Genomic DNA, 16,769 nt, shown 5'->3' with positions numbered 1-16,769 from the left:
AACTTTCCCGTCATTTGGTAGTCCATTTTGGTGGACTTTAGTTTCTACTATAATAATGGGCGTAGGCATTGGTGTACTGGCTCAACCTCAATTAGTTGTTCGTTTTATGACAGTACGTTCAAATAAAGAACTCAATAGGGGCGTTCTTATTGGTGGTATCTTTATTTTTGTCATCACAGGTTCTGCTTATATTGTAGGTTCACTTTCTAATGTTTTCTTTTTCCAACAAATGGGACAAATATCCATACAAGTTGCTGCAGGAAATGTAGATAAAATTATTCCTATTTTCATTAACTCAGCTATGCCGGAATGGTTTACATATCTTTTCTTGTTAACATTACTTTCAGCAGCCATGTCTACTTTAAGTGCACAGTTCCATGTTCAAGGAACTGCTATTGGTAGGGACGTATATGAAACTATTTTTAATAGAAGTGGAGATAGATCAGTACTCATAACACGTATCGGAATTCTTGTTGCAGTCATAATCGCGGTTATTTTAGGATTTACCCTTCCGGGAAGCATAGTTGCTCAAGGAACGGCACTATTTTTTGGATTATGTGCAGCTGCTTTCTTATCTCCATATACCTGTGCATTATTCTGGAAAAGATCAACCAAACCTGGAGTTATTGCAGGCATGGTAATGGGGACTTTCACTAGTTTGTTCTGGCTGTTGTTTGTTTATAAAAAAACAGCAGTTTCCTTAGGGATTTTTAAAGCGATCAGCGGTCAAAGTTTGCTTATTAATACTTTGCCATGGCCTCTTGTAGATCCTCTGGTTATTGGAGTACCTGTAGCTCTGTTTTTCACTGTGGTAGTTAGTTTGATAACTAAACCACCAAGCAAAGAACATTTAGATAAATGTTTTGAAGGTTTTTAAAAAAGAGAATACTTAAAAAAAGAGAATAATCAATTATTCTTCTTTTTTAATGCTTTCTTTTGCTTTTTTTTATTTTCTTAGGGTTATAAATAAATTAAAATAATAATTCTCTTATTCTAATTATTCAATTTTTATTTGGACTAATTTCATTTAGGAATTTATAAATATATAAAATAAAATAGATGGTAATGATTAAATATTAAAGATAATATTTGGATTTAATAAAGTTAGGAGGTGGATGTATGGATGTTTTAGGTATTCCAGATCCCTGGGTTTGGGGAGCTTATCTGGCATGTATTTTAGTTACTCTTCTTTGCATTATTTATGGTGTTTTAAATTGGAATAAAGGCGATGAAGATGAAGAAGACCAAATAAGAGAAGAATTAGAGTGGGAAAAAGAAGAATTAGAAATGGAAGAAAAAGAATTAGGTTTTTAAACATCAATTATCCTTTTCAGCAAATCGAATTAATTATTTAATTATCATTAGAAATCTGATTTAATTTATCAATGGATTGTGATTATATGGATGTACTATTGTTATCAATTATTGTGTTAGCATACATCATTATAATAGGTTACACCGGTTATGTAGCTTGGAAGCGGACTAAAACCGCAGAAGACTTCATGGTAGCCGGTCGTACTACCCATCCTTACATTATGGCCATGAGTTATGGTGCTACATTTATTAGTACTGCAGCTATTGTTGGTTTTGGAGGGATGGCAGGTGTTTATGGAATGGGCCTTCTTTGGCTCACGGTTTTGAATATCCTAGTGGGAATATTCATTGCCTTTGTCTTCTTTGGAAAGAAAACAAGAAAAATGGGACACAATTTAAAAGCCCTAACATTTCCTGAACTTTTATCCAGAAGATTTGACAGTAAATTTATACAGTACTTTAGTGGACTGGTTATATTCTTTGGAATGCCATTATATGCCGCAGCGGTTCTAATTGGAATGGCTCGTTTTGTAGAAACCACTTTGAATATTGATTATTCCATAGCACTTATTGGGTTGGCGTTAATTGTTGCCCTTTATGTTATATTTGGAGGAATTAAGGGTGTTATGTACACTGATGCTGTTCAAGGAACTATAATGTTCTTTGGGATGATATTCCTCTTATTTGGAATTTACTATTTGTTAGGTGGAGTTACAGAAGCCAATCAGGCCTTAACTAATATGTCTCATCTGGTGCCTCAAGCAGCGGCCGCCACGGGAGCCACGGGATGGACGTCTATTCCAGCGTTTGGAAGTCCATTTTGGTGGACATTGGTATCTACTCTCATTTTAGGGGTTGGAATTGGAGTTTTATCTCAACCACAGCTCATTGTTCGATTCATGACTGTTAAGTCTAATAAAGAGATTAACCGAGCAGTTCTTGTAGGTGGGGTATTTATTGCACTTATGACTGGAACTGCTTTCATCGTAGGGGCCTTATCCAACGTGTACTTCTATCAGCACACGGGACAAATAGCCATTGCAGCAGCATTAGGAAATGCAGATAAGATAATTCCATTATTCATAGCTACTGCTATGCCTTTATGGTTTGCCTACATTTTCATGATTACATTGATTTCTGCAGCAATGTCCACCCTTTCTGCTCAGTTCCACGTTCAAGGAACTGCTTTAGGTAGAGATGTTTATGAAACTCTCTCTAAAAAGACTGGTGGTGCATCTACAGTAGTTATAGCTCGTGGAGGAATCGTAATTGCAGTTATTCTAGCAGTAATTCTAGGATTCACTCTTCCCGCGAACATTGTTGCTGTAGGAACTGCACTATGGTTCTCACTCACAGCAGGGGCCTTTTTGACCATGTATGTTTGTGCGGTCTACTGGAAACGGGCCACCACTACTGGCGTAATTGCTGGAATGGTTGGTGGAACTATTGTAAGTGTATTCTGGTTACTATTTGTTTACAAAAAGTCTGCAGTAGCTCTTGGATTATGTAATTTCATGTTTGGAAAAGCTACACTTATTACTGGAATGCCGTGGAATGTTATGGATCCTATTGTACTTGGACTCCCTGTAGCAGCTATTATTACAGTAGCAATAACTTTATTAACCAAACCTATGGCCAAAGAACATTTAGATAAATGTTTTGAAGGAATGTAATCCTTTCAATTCATTTATTTTTAATTTATTTTTAAAATTAATTTTTAACTGCAAATTAAGTGATATTAATTAATTTGCTCAATAAAATCAATATCAGATTTTTTTCTATTTTTTTGTTTTGGGATAAATTAAATATATTTAAATAATTTGCCATACAAATAAGCTAATGGTGATAATATGAGGATTGTGGAAGAAATTGTTGGTAAAGAGGTCTTGGACAGTTCTGCAGCGATTATTGGTAAAGTAAAAGACGTGGAAACTGATCCTGAGACAAGAAAAATTGAAGCGCTTGTTTTAAGCAAGGGTGGAATTTCAGAAGGACTGGGATTGTCTAAAGGGGAGACCATTGTTCCTTTTGATATGGTAAAAAAAATTGGAGATAAAGTTCTACTTAAAAGTGGAGTAGAATAATTTCCCTAAATTTTCCATTACTCTTTATTTCATTTAATTAGTTTTATTAATTAGTAAAACTTGAATTTAGGGTTATTATGCTATAATTAAATTTTTAATATTCTAGTTTTTATTTTTACATATTTTTTAATTATTACCAGTATTCAAATACTAATATCGAAATTATGTCTTTTCGGGGTGTTTTTGGTGCAATTAGTTGGAATATGTAGTTTATGTGGTAAAGCAGGAAGAATGAATACTTGTTCTCTATGTGGGGCCATAGTATGTTCGGATTGTTATTATACTCAGAAAGGAGTCTGTAAATCATGCAAGAACAAAGTAATCAGAAAAGTCATTTAATGGACTTGCTGGAGAAAAATCAGGTAGTAAAATTTGGAAAATTTATTTTATCCTCTGGAAAAGAGAGCGATTACTATGTGGATATGAAAAGAGCTATCACGGATCCAGAAATTCTCCAAACAATTGCAGAAATTATAAATTCTAAAATTGAAAAGGATAATATTGATAAAATTGCAGGACCTGCTTTAGGAGCGGTTCCCATTGCCACTGCAGTTGCACTGCATTCTAAAATTCCTCTTCTAATGATAAGGAAGGAGAAGAAGGGCTATGGAACTTCAAAGCTTATTGAGGGTGACTTGAGTGAAAACGACAATGTAATTGTTGTGGAAGATGTTACTACTACTGGAAACTCACTTTTAAAGGCCATAGATGCCATTGAAGATAATGGTGGCTTTGTAAAAAGAGCATTTGTAGTTGTTGATCGATGTGAAGGCGCTCAGGATAATTTTAATAAAAAAGGAGTTAAATTAGAACCTTTAATTTCTATTGAAGAGTTTATGAAAAAATAATTAATTTTTTAAATAATTATTTAATTTGAATAATTATATTTTATTTTAATATTTTTATTCATTTTAGACCTATTCAATTTTAAATTCTTTTTATTCTATTTATTCTTTTAAATGCCGGGCCAGATGTCCTAATTCATTAAAAATTATATCAATACCTAATTGAACCGCATTTGGAGATCCGGGCATTGCAATTATAATTGAATTTTTATAAACTCCTGCGGTGGCTCGGCTGAGTATTGCTCCAGCTCCCAGCTCTTTGTAAGACTCTGCTCTAAAAATTTCACCAAAACCACTAAGTTCTTTCTCAAATATCTCTTTTAGAGTTTCCACAGTTATGTCCCTGTTTCCAATACCTGTACCTCCGGTGGTAATAATCACATCAATATTTTTAGAGATGATCATTTCTTCAAGGGTTTCTAAAAGCATTTTTGAATCGTCAGGGATTATAGAATAATCCGCTAGCTCATATTTGGGTTTTAAATTTTCTACCAGCAGATGGCCAGATAAATCACTACTGCTGTTTTTGTTTTTTTGATAATCATCAAACTTAGAATCACTAAGCGTTATAACTCCACATTTAATTTCACTAGGGACATTTTTTCGGTGACTTTCCATACTTTGACTTTTCATAATAATCGTCCTTTAAGAATTTAATTAAACAAGGGCATATATTTTAATCATTTATTTATCGGATTATAATTAATTAGACTAATACTAATAATTTAATAATTCTGTAATTGATTATAATTTGAACTATTAATAGTATAAACATCAATCAGATATTATAAAAGTATTATTAAAAATCTAAAAAAATCATTAAAATAGAATGTTATTATTATTATTAATAATAATAATATCTGAAGATTCAAATTACAGACAACTTCATTATAAAATTTTTCCTTAAAATCAAATAAAAAGTTTTATATTATCCTTATATTTCACAAAAAAGCAAGTAATAAAAATTTATATTATAATTGTAGGGTAGGGAGTAAAATTGGATTGGAGGCGGTTCTAATCCTAATTTTAGCAACTATAATGAGTTTGAGAGTCCATTACCCTACCCTTGAATAACATATGTTTTTTAACACTTAAAAAGTTTTTGCTTAAATGTAATACGATATTTATGACAGTCTAATGTATTAAAAAATTAAAAAAGAGGTTTTTTTCCATAAATAACTAGTTTTAAAACGTTTTTTTCAAAATGGTTTTAATACTTTTAATGATAATGAGGAGTAATATGAGAGAAAATTTTAAAGTTTTAGATGCTTCTGCATTTATTGGTGGCTACCAGCCATCAGATAAAAATAATTTCACTATTTCTGAGGTCACTGAAGAACTAAAAGATATTCAGTCAAAAATGATTATGAAAAATGCCCTGAAGGATGAACTCCTAAAGATTGTTGAGCCGGATACAGAATCCATGGCCAAAGTGGAAAACATTATTAAACAATCTGGGGATATTTTAAGACTTTCCAAAACAGATAAAAAGCTTTTAGCCTTAGCTATCCATATAAAAAAGGCCCAGGGCAGTGTTATTTTAATCACTGATGATTATTCTATTCAAAATGTTTCTAAATTGCTCGAAATTCCCTTTAAAACTGTTTTAACTTCAGGAATTCAGAGAATCTATGGGTGGAAAAAGGTTTGCAAGGGATGCAAAAAGGAATATGATGATACTTATTCTTTTGATGATTGTGAAATCTGTGGATCTCCTATTTTTAAAAAAAGGCTTAAAAAAAGGAATTAAATTGTTTTTCTTTCTTTGATATTTTATAAATTATTTTAAAATGGTTAAATTAATTAGGGATTTTTAGCAAATCTAACTCCCATTTCAAAGGCCTTTTTTAGATCCTGAGGAAATACTTCTTCTCTCCTTTTTGCTTTTTCTTCTGCATTGAAACGTGTGGCCAGAACCTGGGAATAATCTTTGGATTGATAGGTATCACAGCTTAGAAGTGATTCTCCTGATCCAAATAACATTTTTAAATAATGTTCATTATTTGTAATTTGTACATTGTATCCATATTCAACTATATCCTCTTCGGGAATGTTCATAGTGTAAATAAATCCTGCATTAATTTTATTTAGGAAAAGTGATTCTGGAGGGTTGGTATAAGTGAGATAGGGGAAGAACAAGCGTTCCATGAAAGATCTCATTTCACCTGTGACCGACCCAAAATAAATAGGAGAACCGAGTATAATGGCCTGAGATTCCTTAACTTTTTCTAAAACTGATGTTAAGTCGTCTTGAATTGAACATTTTCCATAGATTTTATTACCAATTGTTTTACATGAAAAACAACTTTTATCCTTTATATTCTAAATCATATAAATTTATTAATTCTGTTTCAGCTCCCTGGGATTTGGCCCCTTCTAATGCTTTATTTAAAAGCTGTGAGGTGTTCCATTTCTTCCGAGGACTACCATTAATAGCAATGACTTTCATTTTATTCACTTTAAATCCCTTTTTTTATTATTCACTTTTTTTAGTCTATTTTTCATATTATTTGATGTAATTTAATACATCTCTGTTTCTTTCAGGCGCATTTGAAGTAGATATGGCTTTGTAACCAAAACAAACGGAGTAATGGGGCTCATAACCTTCAGGAATGTTTAATTTTTTCAAATTTTCTGGATTTTCATAGAAAAATCTGGCCAGGCCTATCCAGCAGGATCCAATATCAATACTTTCTGCGGCCAGCAACATGTTCTGAATGGCAGCACAGCAATCAGCAAAGGGTGAAGTAGCATCTTTTTTTCCAGATACAACTACTACTGTTGGAGCATTATAAAAAATGTGTAAATTTTCCGATCTGCCCATTTTAGCTATCCAATCAATTGGTAATTCTGCCATGGCTTTTTTAGATTCTTCACTCATCGAGTCAATTAGTTCTTTATTCTGCACTACTGTGAAATGCCAGGCCTGGTCATTATGTCCTGATGGGGCATATATTCCTGCTTCAAGTATTATATCCAGCTCTTCTTTCTTAATTTGTTCAGGAAGGTATTTTCTGGTACTTCTTCTGTTTTTTATATTTTCTAATACGGGATTCATTTTATTACTCCCAATTTGCTTATCTTCAGCTTGTTTATATTTTAAAGCAATTATAGAGAATCATTATGGATGATGATTATTAATAATCTTTTTAATTATGAATAACTTCTTATTTTAGTTTAATTCTATCAATAAAACTGTATTTATCATTAAAATAAAAAAATCGGATGCTTATTCACAGCATCCTTTTTTAACATCTTTGCACATTTCTTTTCCTTCTTCGGTACACTTCACTTCCATTCCGTTTTCAGTTTTTTTAATGGTTGCGACAGTTTTATCTCCACAAACGATTTTACATTCTTTATTTTCCATTTTTTCACCTCATTGCCGATAGCTTTCAGACTTGTATGTTATTGGAGGGATGACATTTGACTAGCCTCCGACACTATCGGTTATGCGATAATACTATTTATAATTATCGGTTATACGATATCGGTTATCAAATATTGGATAACAAATATTTTTAATAAGGGTTTTCCATATCAAATAATCATGAAATGTTGTGAGATGAAGGGATATTTGACCTATTTAGTTTTATGGATATTAAGTAAAGAATCAATGAATGGGGCCCAAATTGCCAGGGAACTTGAAAAAAGAAGAGGAACTAAGCCTAGCCCAGGCACTATTTATCCTGTATTAAAAGAACTGAGAAAAAATGGGATAATTGAAGTTGATGAAAATAAGAATTATTCCTTAACTCCTGCGGGTAAGGAAGAACTTAAAATGGCCTGCAAATCATTCTGCGATATATTCTATGATATGGAAGATATGCTTGATTTTAAAAAATAACTCCTAATTACATTTTCAGCTTTTCAAGAAATTAGAATGCTTTAATTTTATAAGTTTCCTATCTATCAAAATAAGTATTAATTAATCATAAAAAACTGTTTTTTCCGTAACAACAAATTATAATATAGTATTTGTTCAACAGTATTTTATGAAAATTGGTGTGGTAGTTCATGGGCCATTTATTGTTGATTCTGGTTATGCCCTAAAAATAATTGATTTTTTAAAGGAATATGGTGAAGTTAGTGCACGTCTGGGTGGAACCATGGGGCGTACGGCAGTCCATGATGCTCATTTAGAGGAATTAATTGATATTTCTACTAAAAGACTTCCCAGTGAATCTATTGATAAGTTTCAAGAGGAAGATTCGGATATTATTTTTTTAATAAACTCTGGAAAATCAGATGTAACTGGCCATGCCTTTGGTTACAAGGTTTTTAAAAAATCCAAATCTAAACCAAATCTTATCCAAATTGAAAGGCCGGGAGAAGATGATGGTTGTGTTATTCCCTGGAGAAAGTCTCTTAAACCATTGGCTGATGAAATTGCATCTAAGATGGGCCTAAAAGTGATCACACCAAAATTAATCATGAAAGAGATATTTTTTAATGGAACTGACTGCAATAACAAAAACTCCACCAAGGGTTCCAAAACTTACCGTAAATTAGTGGGAGTATCCAAGAATGAAAATATTTTTCTCAATGGTATTGTAATCGGAAAATCTACCAAGGAAGAGGTTATTTTAGTTTCTGAAAATGGCATAATAAATCAAATCATTGGCGGGGAATTGAAAACTCATGGCGTGGAAAAATTGGGCAAAATTGACTTAAACAAGGCCATTGTAAAAACTGGCCTTTTAAGAAGATCCACAGTTGACCCTAGAATAGTTAAATCCCGCGAATGGAATGGAAAATTCAGAATTGCTTTTTTAAATCACGCTGCAGAAGATATTTATCGCCTTAAAGATGCTGACTTGGTGGTAACAGTGGGTGATGATACTACTCTGGTAGCTGCAGACATCTTATATCGTTTTGATGTACCTATCATTGGAATTACTGATGGGGATGTAGATCAGGTTGTGGAAAGTGGATTTAAAAGTTTAGGGTCCATGATTGTGGAGCTGGAAAGTGGTTGGGACGATATTATTGGTGAGAGAATCTTTTCTGAACTATTTAATGGCTTAGAATTCATAGAAATTGATGATATAGAAACTTTTAAAAAGGAATTATTACAACTTATAGATAATACGGCTGCTCAATATTATATAAAAGAAACAGAGATTGTTGAGGTGTAGATTTGGATTTAGACACTCTGGTTGATTCTCTCAAAAACTTTGAAGGAGTCACCCGAAAAAAACCAATTAGAGAAATAACAAATATTCTAAAAGACGTTTACAATGTTGCAGGCAACACTGTTCTTAATTTTGGTGATGATGCATCAGCTATAGATATTGGCGATGGAAAGCTTCTGTTATTGGCTGCAGATGGAATTTGGGGTCAACTCATGACTAAGGATCCTTACTGGGCAGGCTATTGCTCGGTTTTGGTTAATGTTAATGATATTGCAGCCATGGGTGGAAAACCTATGGGTATGGTCAATGTTCTATCCGTTAACAATGAAGAATCCTGTCATGCCGTAATGGAAGGAATAAAAGACGGGGCCCGGAAATTTGGAGTTCCTATGGTCGGAGGACATGTCCATCCAGATACGCCCTATGATGCTCTTGATGTTTCTATTTCGGGTGTTGTGCCCAAGGATGCTTTAATAACCAGTTGTGATGCACAAGTTGGTGATAAGGTAATTGTAGCTATTGATTTAGATGGACAGCAGCATCCTAAATTTGCCCTAAACTGGGATACCACCACTCACAAAGAACCGTCTCTGATTCAGGCCCAAATTGATGTTATGGGCAAAATAGGTGCTCAAAAGCTGGTTACTGCTGGAAAAGATATTAGTAATCCTGGAACCTTAGGGACTTTGGGGATGCTTTTAGAATCCTCTGGAGTAGGTGCTGAAGTGGAATTAAATAAAATTCCGCGCAATGAGTCTGTAAGCTGGGATGAATGGCTTAAATCTTATCCAGGTTCTGGATTTGTCCTAACTGCTGATTCTTCAACTGTTGAAATGTGTTTAGAACTTTTAAAAGAAGTTAATATAACTGGTGCAGTTGTGGGGGAAATAATTGCCGATGAAAAGTTGTATCTGGAACATGAAGGCCAAAAAAGAGTTCTTTTTGATTTAAAAATAAATGGAATAATGGGTGTAAGGGAAGAAAGCTCAAATTGATTAATTTGCGCTTTTTGATTCATTAACTTACTATTTTAACTCATTATCATTAAATATTATTTTTTTTAACTTGATTATTTGAATTTATAAATTATTTAGAATATTATTCGAGTACATTATCCTTTTTCTTGAATTTTAAACATATCTCTACTATTTTGTAATATATTGATTGACAATATATTATTGAATTATAAAAATTGTAAAATTTAAATAAATAGTTCTTTAAAAATAGGTATTAAATAGGACTTTAAATACAAATTAATCCATATTTCATGAAATAATATTTTAATAAAAAATTCCTATTATTAAATTAATATCTATTATTTAATAAAATTCTCGATAATTCAATATTAAGAGGGAATCCAATGTTGGTAAAGGTCAATGGCCAGAAAGTGGAGCTTCCAGATGGTTCCACCATAGAAGACGCTATTCAAGCTACTAATGCTCCTTATAAAAAAGGCTGTGTTTTAGGAGTTATTAAGGGCAAAGAAGAGTTTGAAAAACATATTAACAAATATAAAATCAAGACCAACCATGGCAGCATAATTATTGAAATGGTTGAAGATGATGATGCCCAAGAGCTAATAAATGAATGGAAAAAGAATTATAAACTATTTGAAAATCTCCATGTGCGATGGACAACCTCTGATGAGGCAGCTATAGGCCCTATAAAAACTGATTTGGAATCAACTCGTGATGAATTTTTTTATGAAGAGGGAGAAGTTGTTTTAAGTCTTTCTGGGTTTACTTCAGATTCTACCCATATAATTTTGATTAGAGATGATCATTCGGCAGTTTATGGTGTTCCTAAGGGTAATCGTGGGGTTTTTGCCAGAATTGCTGGTGGTAGGAGAACTGTTTTGAATCTTGAAGATAGGGATACTATTTTAAGTGTAGAACCTGTTATTGAGCGCAAAAGTATTATACAGAGTGCGGCAGTGACGGATATTGGAACTCTGCTAGAAGAAGGAAATCAAATATTTACCTATGTGCTGGTAAAACCTTTTGGTGATTCTCCACAATCCACAGAACATCTTTATGCACTGGCAAAGAACGGAAAAATCACGGTTGATTATGAATCAAATACATTTGTAGGTTTTTATGCCTTGCAGGGATTGAAAAAAGATCCTGAAGTAATAGGAGAACGAAAAAGAGGCACGGTTACTTTTAGAAACACTGGTAAAGGTGTAGGAAAAGTTTATATCTACCGTGAGGATAGAGTTGCCACTCCATCACATACTATAATTGGAAATGTTGAACAAGGTATACATCTTCTGGATATAGCCAAAAAAGGTGATGAAGTCACTTTTAAAATCGAACCAGAACGTATAATGACTTTATCCATGACTCAAAAAGAAGCGGAGACATTCTTAAAGATGAGGGGAATTGAACATATTCGTGATGGTTTAACGGATGATGATGCATTGGTAGTTAGTCAGGAACCTCAATTTACAATGGATATTGTTAAAGAAAATAAAGTAAAAACTTTAGGAATTAATAAAGATAATCTAATAGAAGTTGAATTTAATAAAGAAGCCCCACGTTCGACCTGGTACTTTAAAAAGATTTCTGGTTTGATTGATGCTCCTTTAGGTTCTATAAAAGTGCATTTTGCTTTCCCTGGAATGAAGGTGATAATGTTTAAAGGGGATTCTAAAGAAGCAAAAGGATTAATTCCAGAGAGTAATCCTCAAAAATGTGTTCAAAAGGGTGAATTGGGGATAACTAATATGTCTAGAAGACATATTGGTATAATTGGGGTTAGATTTGAAGATAATGATGAATTCGGCCCTACTGGAGAACCATTTAATGGTACTAACATTATTGGATCAATAACTAAAGGTTTAGAAAGTTTAGAAAAATTCAAAGAGGGGGATTTAGTATATGTCGCCGAAAGAAAGTCCTGAAGTCTGTAAAGATGACCATACTCGAACCAGAATGATTATTTTAGGCCCGGGAGCTACCATTAGTCAGAGCGAGCTTACACAAAGTTTGCACATGATGGAACTTCCTTTGACCATAAAATCAACCTGTTATGGTGCTATGGTTTATGGGGATCAGGAATATGTGGATCATGCGGTTGAAAAAGCCAGAAAACTTGACCCATATAATATATTTACCAAAGATCGTGGGTTCCCTCCAGGCGATCCAAGAAGGTGCAGGGGCCATAGAGGAGCTGCCAGAGAAGGTTATCATCAACTGGAAAAGGAATTTAAATTACTTGGCTTTATTGGTGAAGCCTTGAAAAAGCCACAAAAAGTTGATATTAAAGAACCAGAGAAAGTTTCAGTGGATGAATTCAGAGAAATTGCTGAAAAATCATATTCTAAATCTAAATCATCAGATAAATCATCAAAAATTCAAGATGAGGGCTAAAAATGAAAATTACTTCATCATCAAATGGGAAAGAAATTGAAAACATGGCACTGGCCATACATGAACTGATTAATAACCTGCCCCTTACTATGCGAACTAAAAATTCAAAAGGAGTCCGCATAGAAGAAGGTGAAATTATTGACTATGAATACAGCGGCCCGGTTTTAGAAAAAGTTTTAGAAACTGGTCAAACGATACGCGGTGAACCAGAATCTGGTCCTTATCAGGGAATGCCTTTAGTTGTAGTTCCTATAAAAGAAAATAACGAAACTATTGCTGCTATTGGTGTAGTTGACATTACTAAAGGTCTTTTCAGTGATATGATCGAAATTTCTCGCCGACCAGAACCAATTAAAAATGAACCTTCCAAGGGGGAATTCTATTGAAAGTAGCTATATTTCCACCAAATTCACTCATACTCGCAGATTTAATTGAAAGAAAAGGTCACAAAGCTTTAGTTTTACAAAATGAAATAAGAAAAAAGGTCAAAGATCCTGAAATTGACTCACCACCTTTTAATCTCACTGAGGAAGATCCTATTAAAGGCCTAAAATATGCGGCCATAGAGGTCCCATCTGGTGTTAGGGGGAGGATGTCTATTTTCGGGCCACTAATTGAAGAGGCAGAGGCTGCCATTATCATGGACGAAGCTCCATTTGGGTTTGGGTGCATTGGATGTGCCAGAACCAATGAATTGTGTGTGTTTTACCTTAGAAAAAGAGGAATTCCTACCTTGGAATTAAAATACCCTAAAACTAAAGATGAAACTACGGAACTTGTAAATAAGATTAACACCTTTTTAGACTCGCTGGAGGAAGACAATGGTTAAAATAGCCCAAATCTCGTGTGGAACTGAGTACAGTGGTGTTCAGAAAGAAATAGAAAAAGCAGCCAGTACTTTTGGTGCTGAAATTATAATTCCTGAGACTGATATTGATTATATTGATGAAGCTTATGAAAAATTTGGTTTCAACTGTGCCAGTTCAGGTATTAGGCTAATGATTGCCCGGGCCATGTCTATTGTGGAAGGTAAAAGCGATGCCGATGCTGTTTTTATCGCCACCTGTTTTAGATGTGCGGAAGGAGCCTTGGTTAGAAATGAGGTTCGAAGATTTATTCAACAGAACACTAGATTACCTGTGGTAACCTATTCTTTCACTGAGAGAACCAAAGCAGATGAATTGTTCATCAGAATGGAAGCATTATCCACTATCGTAGCCCGAAAAAGCATATTGGCTCGTGAAAAGCAAGAAGGCCTTACATTGGGTGTAGATTCTGGTTCTACCACTACCAAAGTAGTTTTAATGGAAAAAAATAAGGTTATTGGAACTGGATGGTTACCAACAACCGATGTTATTGGCTGTACCAATGATGGAATTGCTGAGGCCATGGAAGGCACGGGCTATACCATGGATGATATTGATGGTATGGGTGTGACTGGGTATGGTAGACTGACTATTGGGAAGAAAATGGGGGCTGAATTGATTCAAGAAGAGCTTTCTGTTAATTCTAAAGGTGCAGTTTACTTGGCTGGCCATCAAAAAGGAGAAGCCACGGTTTTAGATATTGGTGGGATGGATAATAAGGTGATTACAGTTAATGATGGTATTCCTGACAATTTCACCATGGGTGGAATATGTGCTGGAGCATCTGGTCGTTTCTTAGAGATAACTGCACGTCGATTGGGAGCAGACATCAGTGAACTGGGGCCTTTAGCCATAAAAGGTGACTATCACAAAGCTCTTTTGAATAGTTACTGTATTGTTTTCGGTATTCAGGACCTGGTTACTTCTCTGGCCGCAGGGGGTAGTAAAGAGGATGTTGCCGCAGCAGCATGTCATTCTGTCGCCGAACAGGTTTATGAGCAACAACTTCAAGAAATTGATGTTCGTGAACCATTAATTCAGGTAGGAGGGACTTCACTAATTGAGGGCCTGGTGGAAGCAGTTAGTGATGTTTTGGGGGGCATTAATGTAATTGTTCCTGAGTATTCTCAATATATTGGGGCTGTAGGATCAGCTCTTTTGGTTTCTGGAATTGGAAAAAGACAGGAATAGTTTATTAACTAGACATAAATAACAACAGAAAATGCATTGTCATTAATTGTAAATTTTATTTAATATCTGTCAAATTAAAGAGGGCTTTAAATGTTAGTGGAATGTTATGATCCTAAAGGGGCTGCAGTTTACGAGTTGATAATAAAACAAGTAACTCATGATTTGCAAATTAATAGGTCAATTAAAGACATGAGAGTTTTTATTGACCCTCGAGAACCAGTATTCATTATTGCAGTCATGGTGGCCAAAACAACTCAACCGGTTTTAATTGAAGACTTTGCCACCTATTCCTATGAGGCAGAAGAAGATAATATAACTATTCGTATTAAGGATGAAAATTATCTACCTCAGTTACTTAAAAAATTATGGGAAACTGAAGGCCGGGAGAAGATTCAACAGCCCAGCCGGTTTGAAATTATTATTGAAAACCCTTCCACTGACATTAAAGGAATGGTGGTTGTTGACCCGGTTGAAAACCTAAAGAGAAAAATATATGATGCAATTTTTAGAATTCTCCCCGAAGGTTTTAGAGTTATAAAAGATTTATCCGAGGACAATATTGTTGCTATGGCTTGTACAGATGAACTTTTAAGGGAAGAATGGATTGATAAATGCCGTGAGATGATTGAGGATTTAAAATCATCTAATTTAAATTAATTAAATTCTCCAATTAATTTAATGACATTAATAATTTACATCAAATATTTATATTATAAATGCATATATATTATTTGTTAATATACGAATAGTTTTAATATAATCGAACGAGTTTCAAATAGAATTTTTAATAAGATGCTTAATGAAGATATAAACTTACTATAATTTAGATATAATTCACATACTTATATACAAATTAAATATTCAAAATTAAATTAATTATTAAGAGGTCATCTCAATGGATGAAACAGAAAAACAAGCAAGATTTGCTCACGTAACTAAAGCTCACCCATGTTTTAATGAAAAAATGCACGATAAAGTGGGAAGAATTCACCTACCTATTGCTCCCCGATGTAATATCCACTGCAATTTCTGTACCCGGGAACTGAATGAATGTGAAATCCGGCCTGGTGTGGCTGCTAGAATCATGACTGCAGATGACGCGGTTGAACACGTGGAAAAAGTCACTGGTGAAATGCCTATTTCAGTTATTGGTGTAGCTGGACCGGGTGATGCTCTAGCTAATGAAGATACATTCAAATTCTTTAAAAAAGCTAGCGCGGAGTTTCCAGACCTTATAAAATGTATGAGTACCAATGGCCTGCTTCTGGCCGATAAAGCAGATGAGCTGGCTGAACTGAATATTAACACTATTACAGTTACTGTAAATGCAGTAGATCCTCAAATTGGAAAGGAAATTTACTCTCATGTAGTTTATGATGGCCAGGTTTATGAGGGAGAAGAGGCCTTTAAATTACTCTCCAAAAACCAATTAGATGGGATTGAAAAGATTACAGAGAAAGGAATCATTGTCAAGGTGAACAGTGTTTTAATTCCTGGATTAAATGATGAACACATCGTGGACATTGCCCGTGAGGTTAAAAAACGAGGCGCTTCTCTAATGAATGTTATTCCATTAATTCCGCTGGGAAAAATGAAGGATTTCTCCAGACCAACTTGTGCTGAGATTGAAAAAGTCAGGGATGAAGTGGAAGAGATTATTCCTATCTTCAGGGCCTGTACTCAATGCAGGGCCGATGCATATGGAATTCCAGGTAAAAAGAGTGAAGATAAGCATTTAGACATGACTCCGGCTAGTCATTACTAAACTTTGCTTTTTTATTTTATTTTCTAATTTATTTCTATTTTTTTATTTAAGTTAATTTTTTAATTGTGTTATTGTTTTTTATTTTTATTTTTATTTTTATTTTTATTTTTATTTTTATTTTTATTTTTATTTTTATTTTTATTTTTATTTTTATTTTTATTTTTATTTTTATTTTTATTTTTATTTTTATTTTTATTT

22 protein-coding genes are annotated in these 16,769 nt (G+C 33.8%); 17 read left to right on the top strand and 5 right to left on the bottom strand.

The features are described from left to right. From Q7I96_06680 to pyrE, 6 genes are all read left to right on the top strand, one after another. Positions 1–877: sodium:solute symporter family protein (locus tag Q7I96_06680; protein ID MDO9627290.1), on the top strand; the 877-nt coding region annotated here is incomplete at its 5' end. A 242-nt stretch (positions 878–1,119) separates the two neighbouring features. Then, positions 1,120–1,314 (top strand): hypothetical protein, encoded by a 195-nt coding sequence (locus Q7I96_06675; protein ID MDO9627289.1) that lies wholly within the window; start codon positions 1,120–1,122, stop codon positions 1,312–1,314. An 86-nt stretch (positions 1,315–1,400) separates the two neighbouring features. Then, positions 1,401–2,987: a sodium:solute symporter family protein gene (locus Q7I96_06670; GenBank protein MDO9627288.1), complete on the top strand. Its 1,587-nt coding sequence runs from the start codon at positions 1,401–1,403 to the stop codon at positions 2,985–2,987. A 177-nt stretch (positions 2,988–3,164) separates the two neighbouring features. Further along, entirely contained in the window at positions 3,165–3,398 is a 234-nt protein-coding gene (locus tag Q7I96_06665; GenBank protein ID MDO9627287.1) for a PRC-barrel domain-containing protein, read from the top strand. A 186-nt stretch (positions 3,399–3,584) separates the two neighbouring features. Next, positions 3,585–3,737: an orotate phosphoribosyltransferase gene (locus Q7I96_06660; protein MDO9627286.1), complete on the top strand. Its 153-nt coding sequence runs from the start codon at positions 3,585–3,587 to the stop codon at positions 3,735–3,737. Continuing rightward, positions 3,704–4,246: an orotate phosphoribosyltransferase gene (gene pyrE / locus Q7I96_06655; GenBank protein ID MDO9627285.1), complete on the top strand. Its 543-nt coding sequence runs from the start codon at positions 3,704–3,706 to the stop codon at positions 4,244–4,246. The genes Q7I96_06660 and pyrE overlap by 34 nt, the downstream gene beginning before the upstream one ends. Before the next feature lie 99 nt (positions 4,247–4,345). On the opposite strand, the gene Q7I96_06650 is transcribed toward pyrE, so the two are convergent. Continuing rightward, the gene (locus tag Q7I96_06650; protein ID MDO9627284.1) at positions 4,346–4,876 is read right to left on the bottom strand and encodes a MogA/MoaB family molybdenum cofactor biosynthesis protein; all 531 of its coding nucleotides are present in this window, start codon (positions 4,874–4,876) and stop codon (positions 4,346–4,348) included. A gap of 607 nt (positions 4,877–5,483) precedes the next feature. Here Q7I96_06650 and Q7I96_06645 point away from each other — a divergent pair. Continuing rightward, entirely contained in the window at positions 5,484–5,993 is a 510-nt protein-coding gene (locus tag Q7I96_06645) for a ribonuclease VapC (GenBank protein MDO9627283.1), read from the top strand. Between the two features lie 53 nt (positions 5,994–6,046). Here the strand turns inward: Q7I96_06645 and Q7I96_06640 are convergent, their stop codons facing one another. The 4 genes from Q7I96_06640 to Q7I96_06625 all read right to left on the bottom strand — a co-directional run bounded on the left by Q7I96_06640 (position 6,047) and on the right by Q7I96_06625 (position 7,613). Further along, positions 6,047–6,499, bottom strand: coding sequence for a flavodoxin family protein (locus tag Q7I96_06640; GenBank protein MDO9627282.1), 453 nt, complete (start codon positions 6,497–6,499; stop codon positions 6,047–6,049). A 52-nt stretch (positions 6,500–6,551) separates the two neighbouring features. Beyond that, a complete protein-coding gene (locus Q7I96_06635; protein MDO9627281.1) occupies positions 6,552–6,692 on the bottom strand; it encodes an NAD(P)H-dependent oxidoreductase in 141 nt (46 codons plus the stop codon). Positions 6,693–6,749: 57 nt separating this feature from the next. Beyond that, positions 6,750–7,301 carry a nitroreductase family protein gene (locus tag Q7I96_06630; GenBank protein ID MDO9627280.1) on the bottom strand — a complete coding sequence of 184 codons (552 nt, stop codon included), beginning with the start codon at positions 7,299–7,301 and terminating at the stop codon, positions 6,750–6,752. 171 nt (positions 7,302–7,472) lie between these two features. Further along, the gene (locus Q7I96_06625; GenBank protein MDO9627279.1) at positions 7,473–7,613 is read right to left on the bottom strand and encodes a hypothetical protein; all 141 of its coding nucleotides are present in this window, start codon (positions 7,611–7,613) and stop codon (positions 7,473–7,475) included. A 207-nt stretch (positions 7,614–7,820) separates the two neighbouring features. Between Q7I96_06625 and Q7I96_06620 the strand changes: the two genes are divergently transcribed. The 10 genes from Q7I96_06620 to nifB all read left to right on the top strand — a co-directional run bounded on the left by Q7I96_06620 (position 7,821) and on the right by nifB (position 16,571). After that, the gene (locus Q7I96_06620) at positions 7,821–8,090 is read left to right on the top strand and encodes a PadR family transcriptional regulator (protein ID MDO9627278.1); all 270 of its coding nucleotides are present in this window, start codon (positions 7,821–7,823) and stop codon (positions 8,088–8,090) included. A 148-nt stretch (positions 8,091–8,238) separates the two neighbouring features. After that, positions 8,239–9,381 (top strand): DUF2117 domain-containing protein, encoded by a 1,143-nt coding sequence (locus Q7I96_06615; GenBank protein ID MDO9627277.1) that lies wholly within the window; start codon positions 8,239–8,241, stop codon positions 9,379–9,381. 2 nt (positions 9,382–9,383) lie between these two features. Next, positions 9,384–10,373: a methanogenesis marker 2 protein gene (locus Q7I96_06610; GenBank protein ID MDO9627276.1), complete on the top strand. Its 990-nt coding sequence runs from the start codon at positions 9,384–9,386 to the stop codon at positions 10,371–10,373. Positions 10,374–10,738: 365 nt separating this feature from the next. After that, positions 10,739–12,280: a methanogenesis marker 3 protein gene (locus tag Q7I96_06605; protein ID MDO9627275.1), complete on the top strand. Its 1,542-nt coding sequence runs from the start codon at positions 10,739–10,741 to the stop codon at positions 12,278–12,280. Continuing rightward, complete coding sequence (locus tag Q7I96_06600; GenBank protein MDO9627274.1) at positions 12,258–12,749, top strand: methanogenesis marker 6 protein; 492 nt, start codon at positions 12,258–12,260, stop codon at positions 12,747–12,749. Before Q7I96_06605 ends, Q7I96_06600 begins: the two co-directional genes overlap by 23 nt. A 2-nt stretch (positions 12,750–12,751) precedes the next feature. Continuing rightward, on the top strand, positions 12,752–13,135 hold the full coding sequence (locus tag Q7I96_06595; protein MDO9627273.1) for a DUF2111 domain-containing protein: 384 nt from the start codon (positions 12,752–12,754) through the stop codon (positions 13,133–13,135). Beyond that, positions 13,132–13,578, top strand: a complete 447-nt coding sequence (locus Q7I96_06590) for a methanogenesis marker 5 protein (GenBank protein ID MDO9627272.1) — start codon at positions 13,132–13,134, stop codon at positions 13,576–13,578. The genes Q7I96_06595 and Q7I96_06590 overlap by 4 nt, the downstream gene beginning before the upstream one ends. Continuing rightward, a complete protein-coding gene (locus tag Q7I96_06585; GenBank protein ID MDO9627271.1) occupies positions 13,571–14,806 on the top strand; it encodes a methanogenesis marker 15 protein in 1,236 nt (411 codons plus the stop codon). Before Q7I96_06590 ends, Q7I96_06585 begins: the two co-directional genes overlap by 8 nt. Positions 14,807–14,896: 90 nt before the next feature. After that, complete coding sequence (locus tag Q7I96_06580; GenBank protein MDO9627270.1) at positions 14,897–15,463, top strand: methanogenesis marker 17 protein; 567 nt, start codon at positions 14,897–14,899, stop codon at positions 15,461–15,463. A 238-nt stretch (positions 15,464–15,701) separates the two neighbouring features. After that, a complete protein-coding gene (gene nifB / locus Q7I96_06575) occupies positions 15,702–16,571 on the top strand; it encodes a FeMo cofactor biosynthesis protein NifB (GenBank protein MDO9627269.1) in 870 nt (289 codons plus the stop codon). Positions 16,572–16,769 lie beyond the last annotated feature (198 nt).

Source organism: Methanobacteriaceae archaeon, from assembly GCA_030656015.1.
Classification (GTDB): domain Archaea; phylum Methanobacteriota; class Methanobacteria; order Methanobacteriales; family Methanobacteriaceae; genus UBA349.
The sequence above is the reverse complement of the archived record's forward strand: the minus strand, read 5'-3'. Positions and strand labels throughout refer to the sequence as shown.

What these genes read in the sequence shown, in the direction of transcription:
- Q7I96_06650 (MDO9627284.1), bottom strand. Translation starts at nt 4,876, where the DNA reads ATGAAAAGTCAAAGTATGGAAAGTCACCGAAAAAATGTCCCTAGTGAA.
- pyrE (MDO9627285.1), top strand. Translation starts at nt 3,704, where the DNA reads ATGCAAGAACAAAGTAATCAGAAAAGTCATTTAATGGACTTGCTGGAG.
- Q7I96_06645 (MDO9627283.1), top strand. Translation starts at nt 5,484, where the DNA reads ATGAGAGAAAATTTTAAAGTTTTAGATGCTTCTGCATTTATTGGTGGC.
- Q7I96_06585 (MDO9627271.1), top strand. Translation starts at nt 13,571, where the DNA reads ATGGTTAAAATAGCCCAAATCTCGTGTGGAACTGAGTACAGTGGTGTT.
- Q7I96_06625 (MDO9627279.1), bottom strand. Translation starts at nt 7,613, where the DNA reads ATGGAAAATAAAGAATGTAAAATCGTTTGTGGAGATAAAACTGTCGCA.
- nifB (MDO9627269.1), top strand. Translation starts at nt 15,702, where the DNA reads ATGGATGAAACAGAAAAACAAGCAAGATTTGCTCACGTAACTAAAGCT.
- Q7I96_06665 (MDO9627287.1), top strand. Translation starts at nt 3,165, where the DNA reads ATGAGGATTGTGGAAGAAATTGTTGGTAAAGAGGTCTTGGACAGTTCT.
- Q7I96_06630 (MDO9627280.1), bottom strand. Translation starts at nt 7,301, where the DNA reads ATGAATCCCGTATTAGAAAATATAAAAAACAGAAGAAGTACCAGAAAA.
- Q7I96_06600 (MDO9627274.1), top strand. Translation starts at nt 12,258, where the DNA reads ATGTCGCCGAAAGAAAGTCCTGAAGTCTGTAAAGATGACCATACTCGA.
- Q7I96_06635 (MDO9627281.1), bottom strand. Translation starts at nt 6,692, where the DNA reads ATGAAAGTCATTGCTATTAATGGTAGTCCTCGGAAGAAATGGAACACC.
- Q7I96_06670 (MDO9627288.1), top strand. Translation starts at nt 1,401, where the DNA reads ATGGATGTACTATTGTTATCAATTATTGTGTTAGCATACATCATTATA.
- Q7I96_06595 (MDO9627273.1), top strand. Translation starts at nt 12,752, where the DNA reads ATGAAAATTACTTCATCATCAAATGGGAAAGAAATTGAAAACATGGCA.
- Q7I96_06615 (MDO9627277.1), top strand. Translation starts at nt 8,239, where the DNA reads ATGAAAATTGGTGTGGTAGTTCATGGGCCATTTATTGTTGATTCTGGT.
- Q7I96_06580 (MDO9627270.1), top strand. Translation starts at nt 14,897, where the DNA reads ATGTTAGTGGAATGTTATGATCCTAAAGGGGCTGCAGTTTACGAGTTG.
- Q7I96_06605 (MDO9627275.1), top strand. Translation starts at nt 10,739, where the DNA reads ATGTTGGTAAAGGTCAATGGCCAGAAAGTGGAGCTTCCAGATGGTTCC.
- Q7I96_06675 (MDO9627289.1), top strand. Translation starts at nt 1,120, where the DNA reads ATGGATGTTTTAGGTATTCCAGATCCCTGGGTTTGGGGAGCTTATCTG.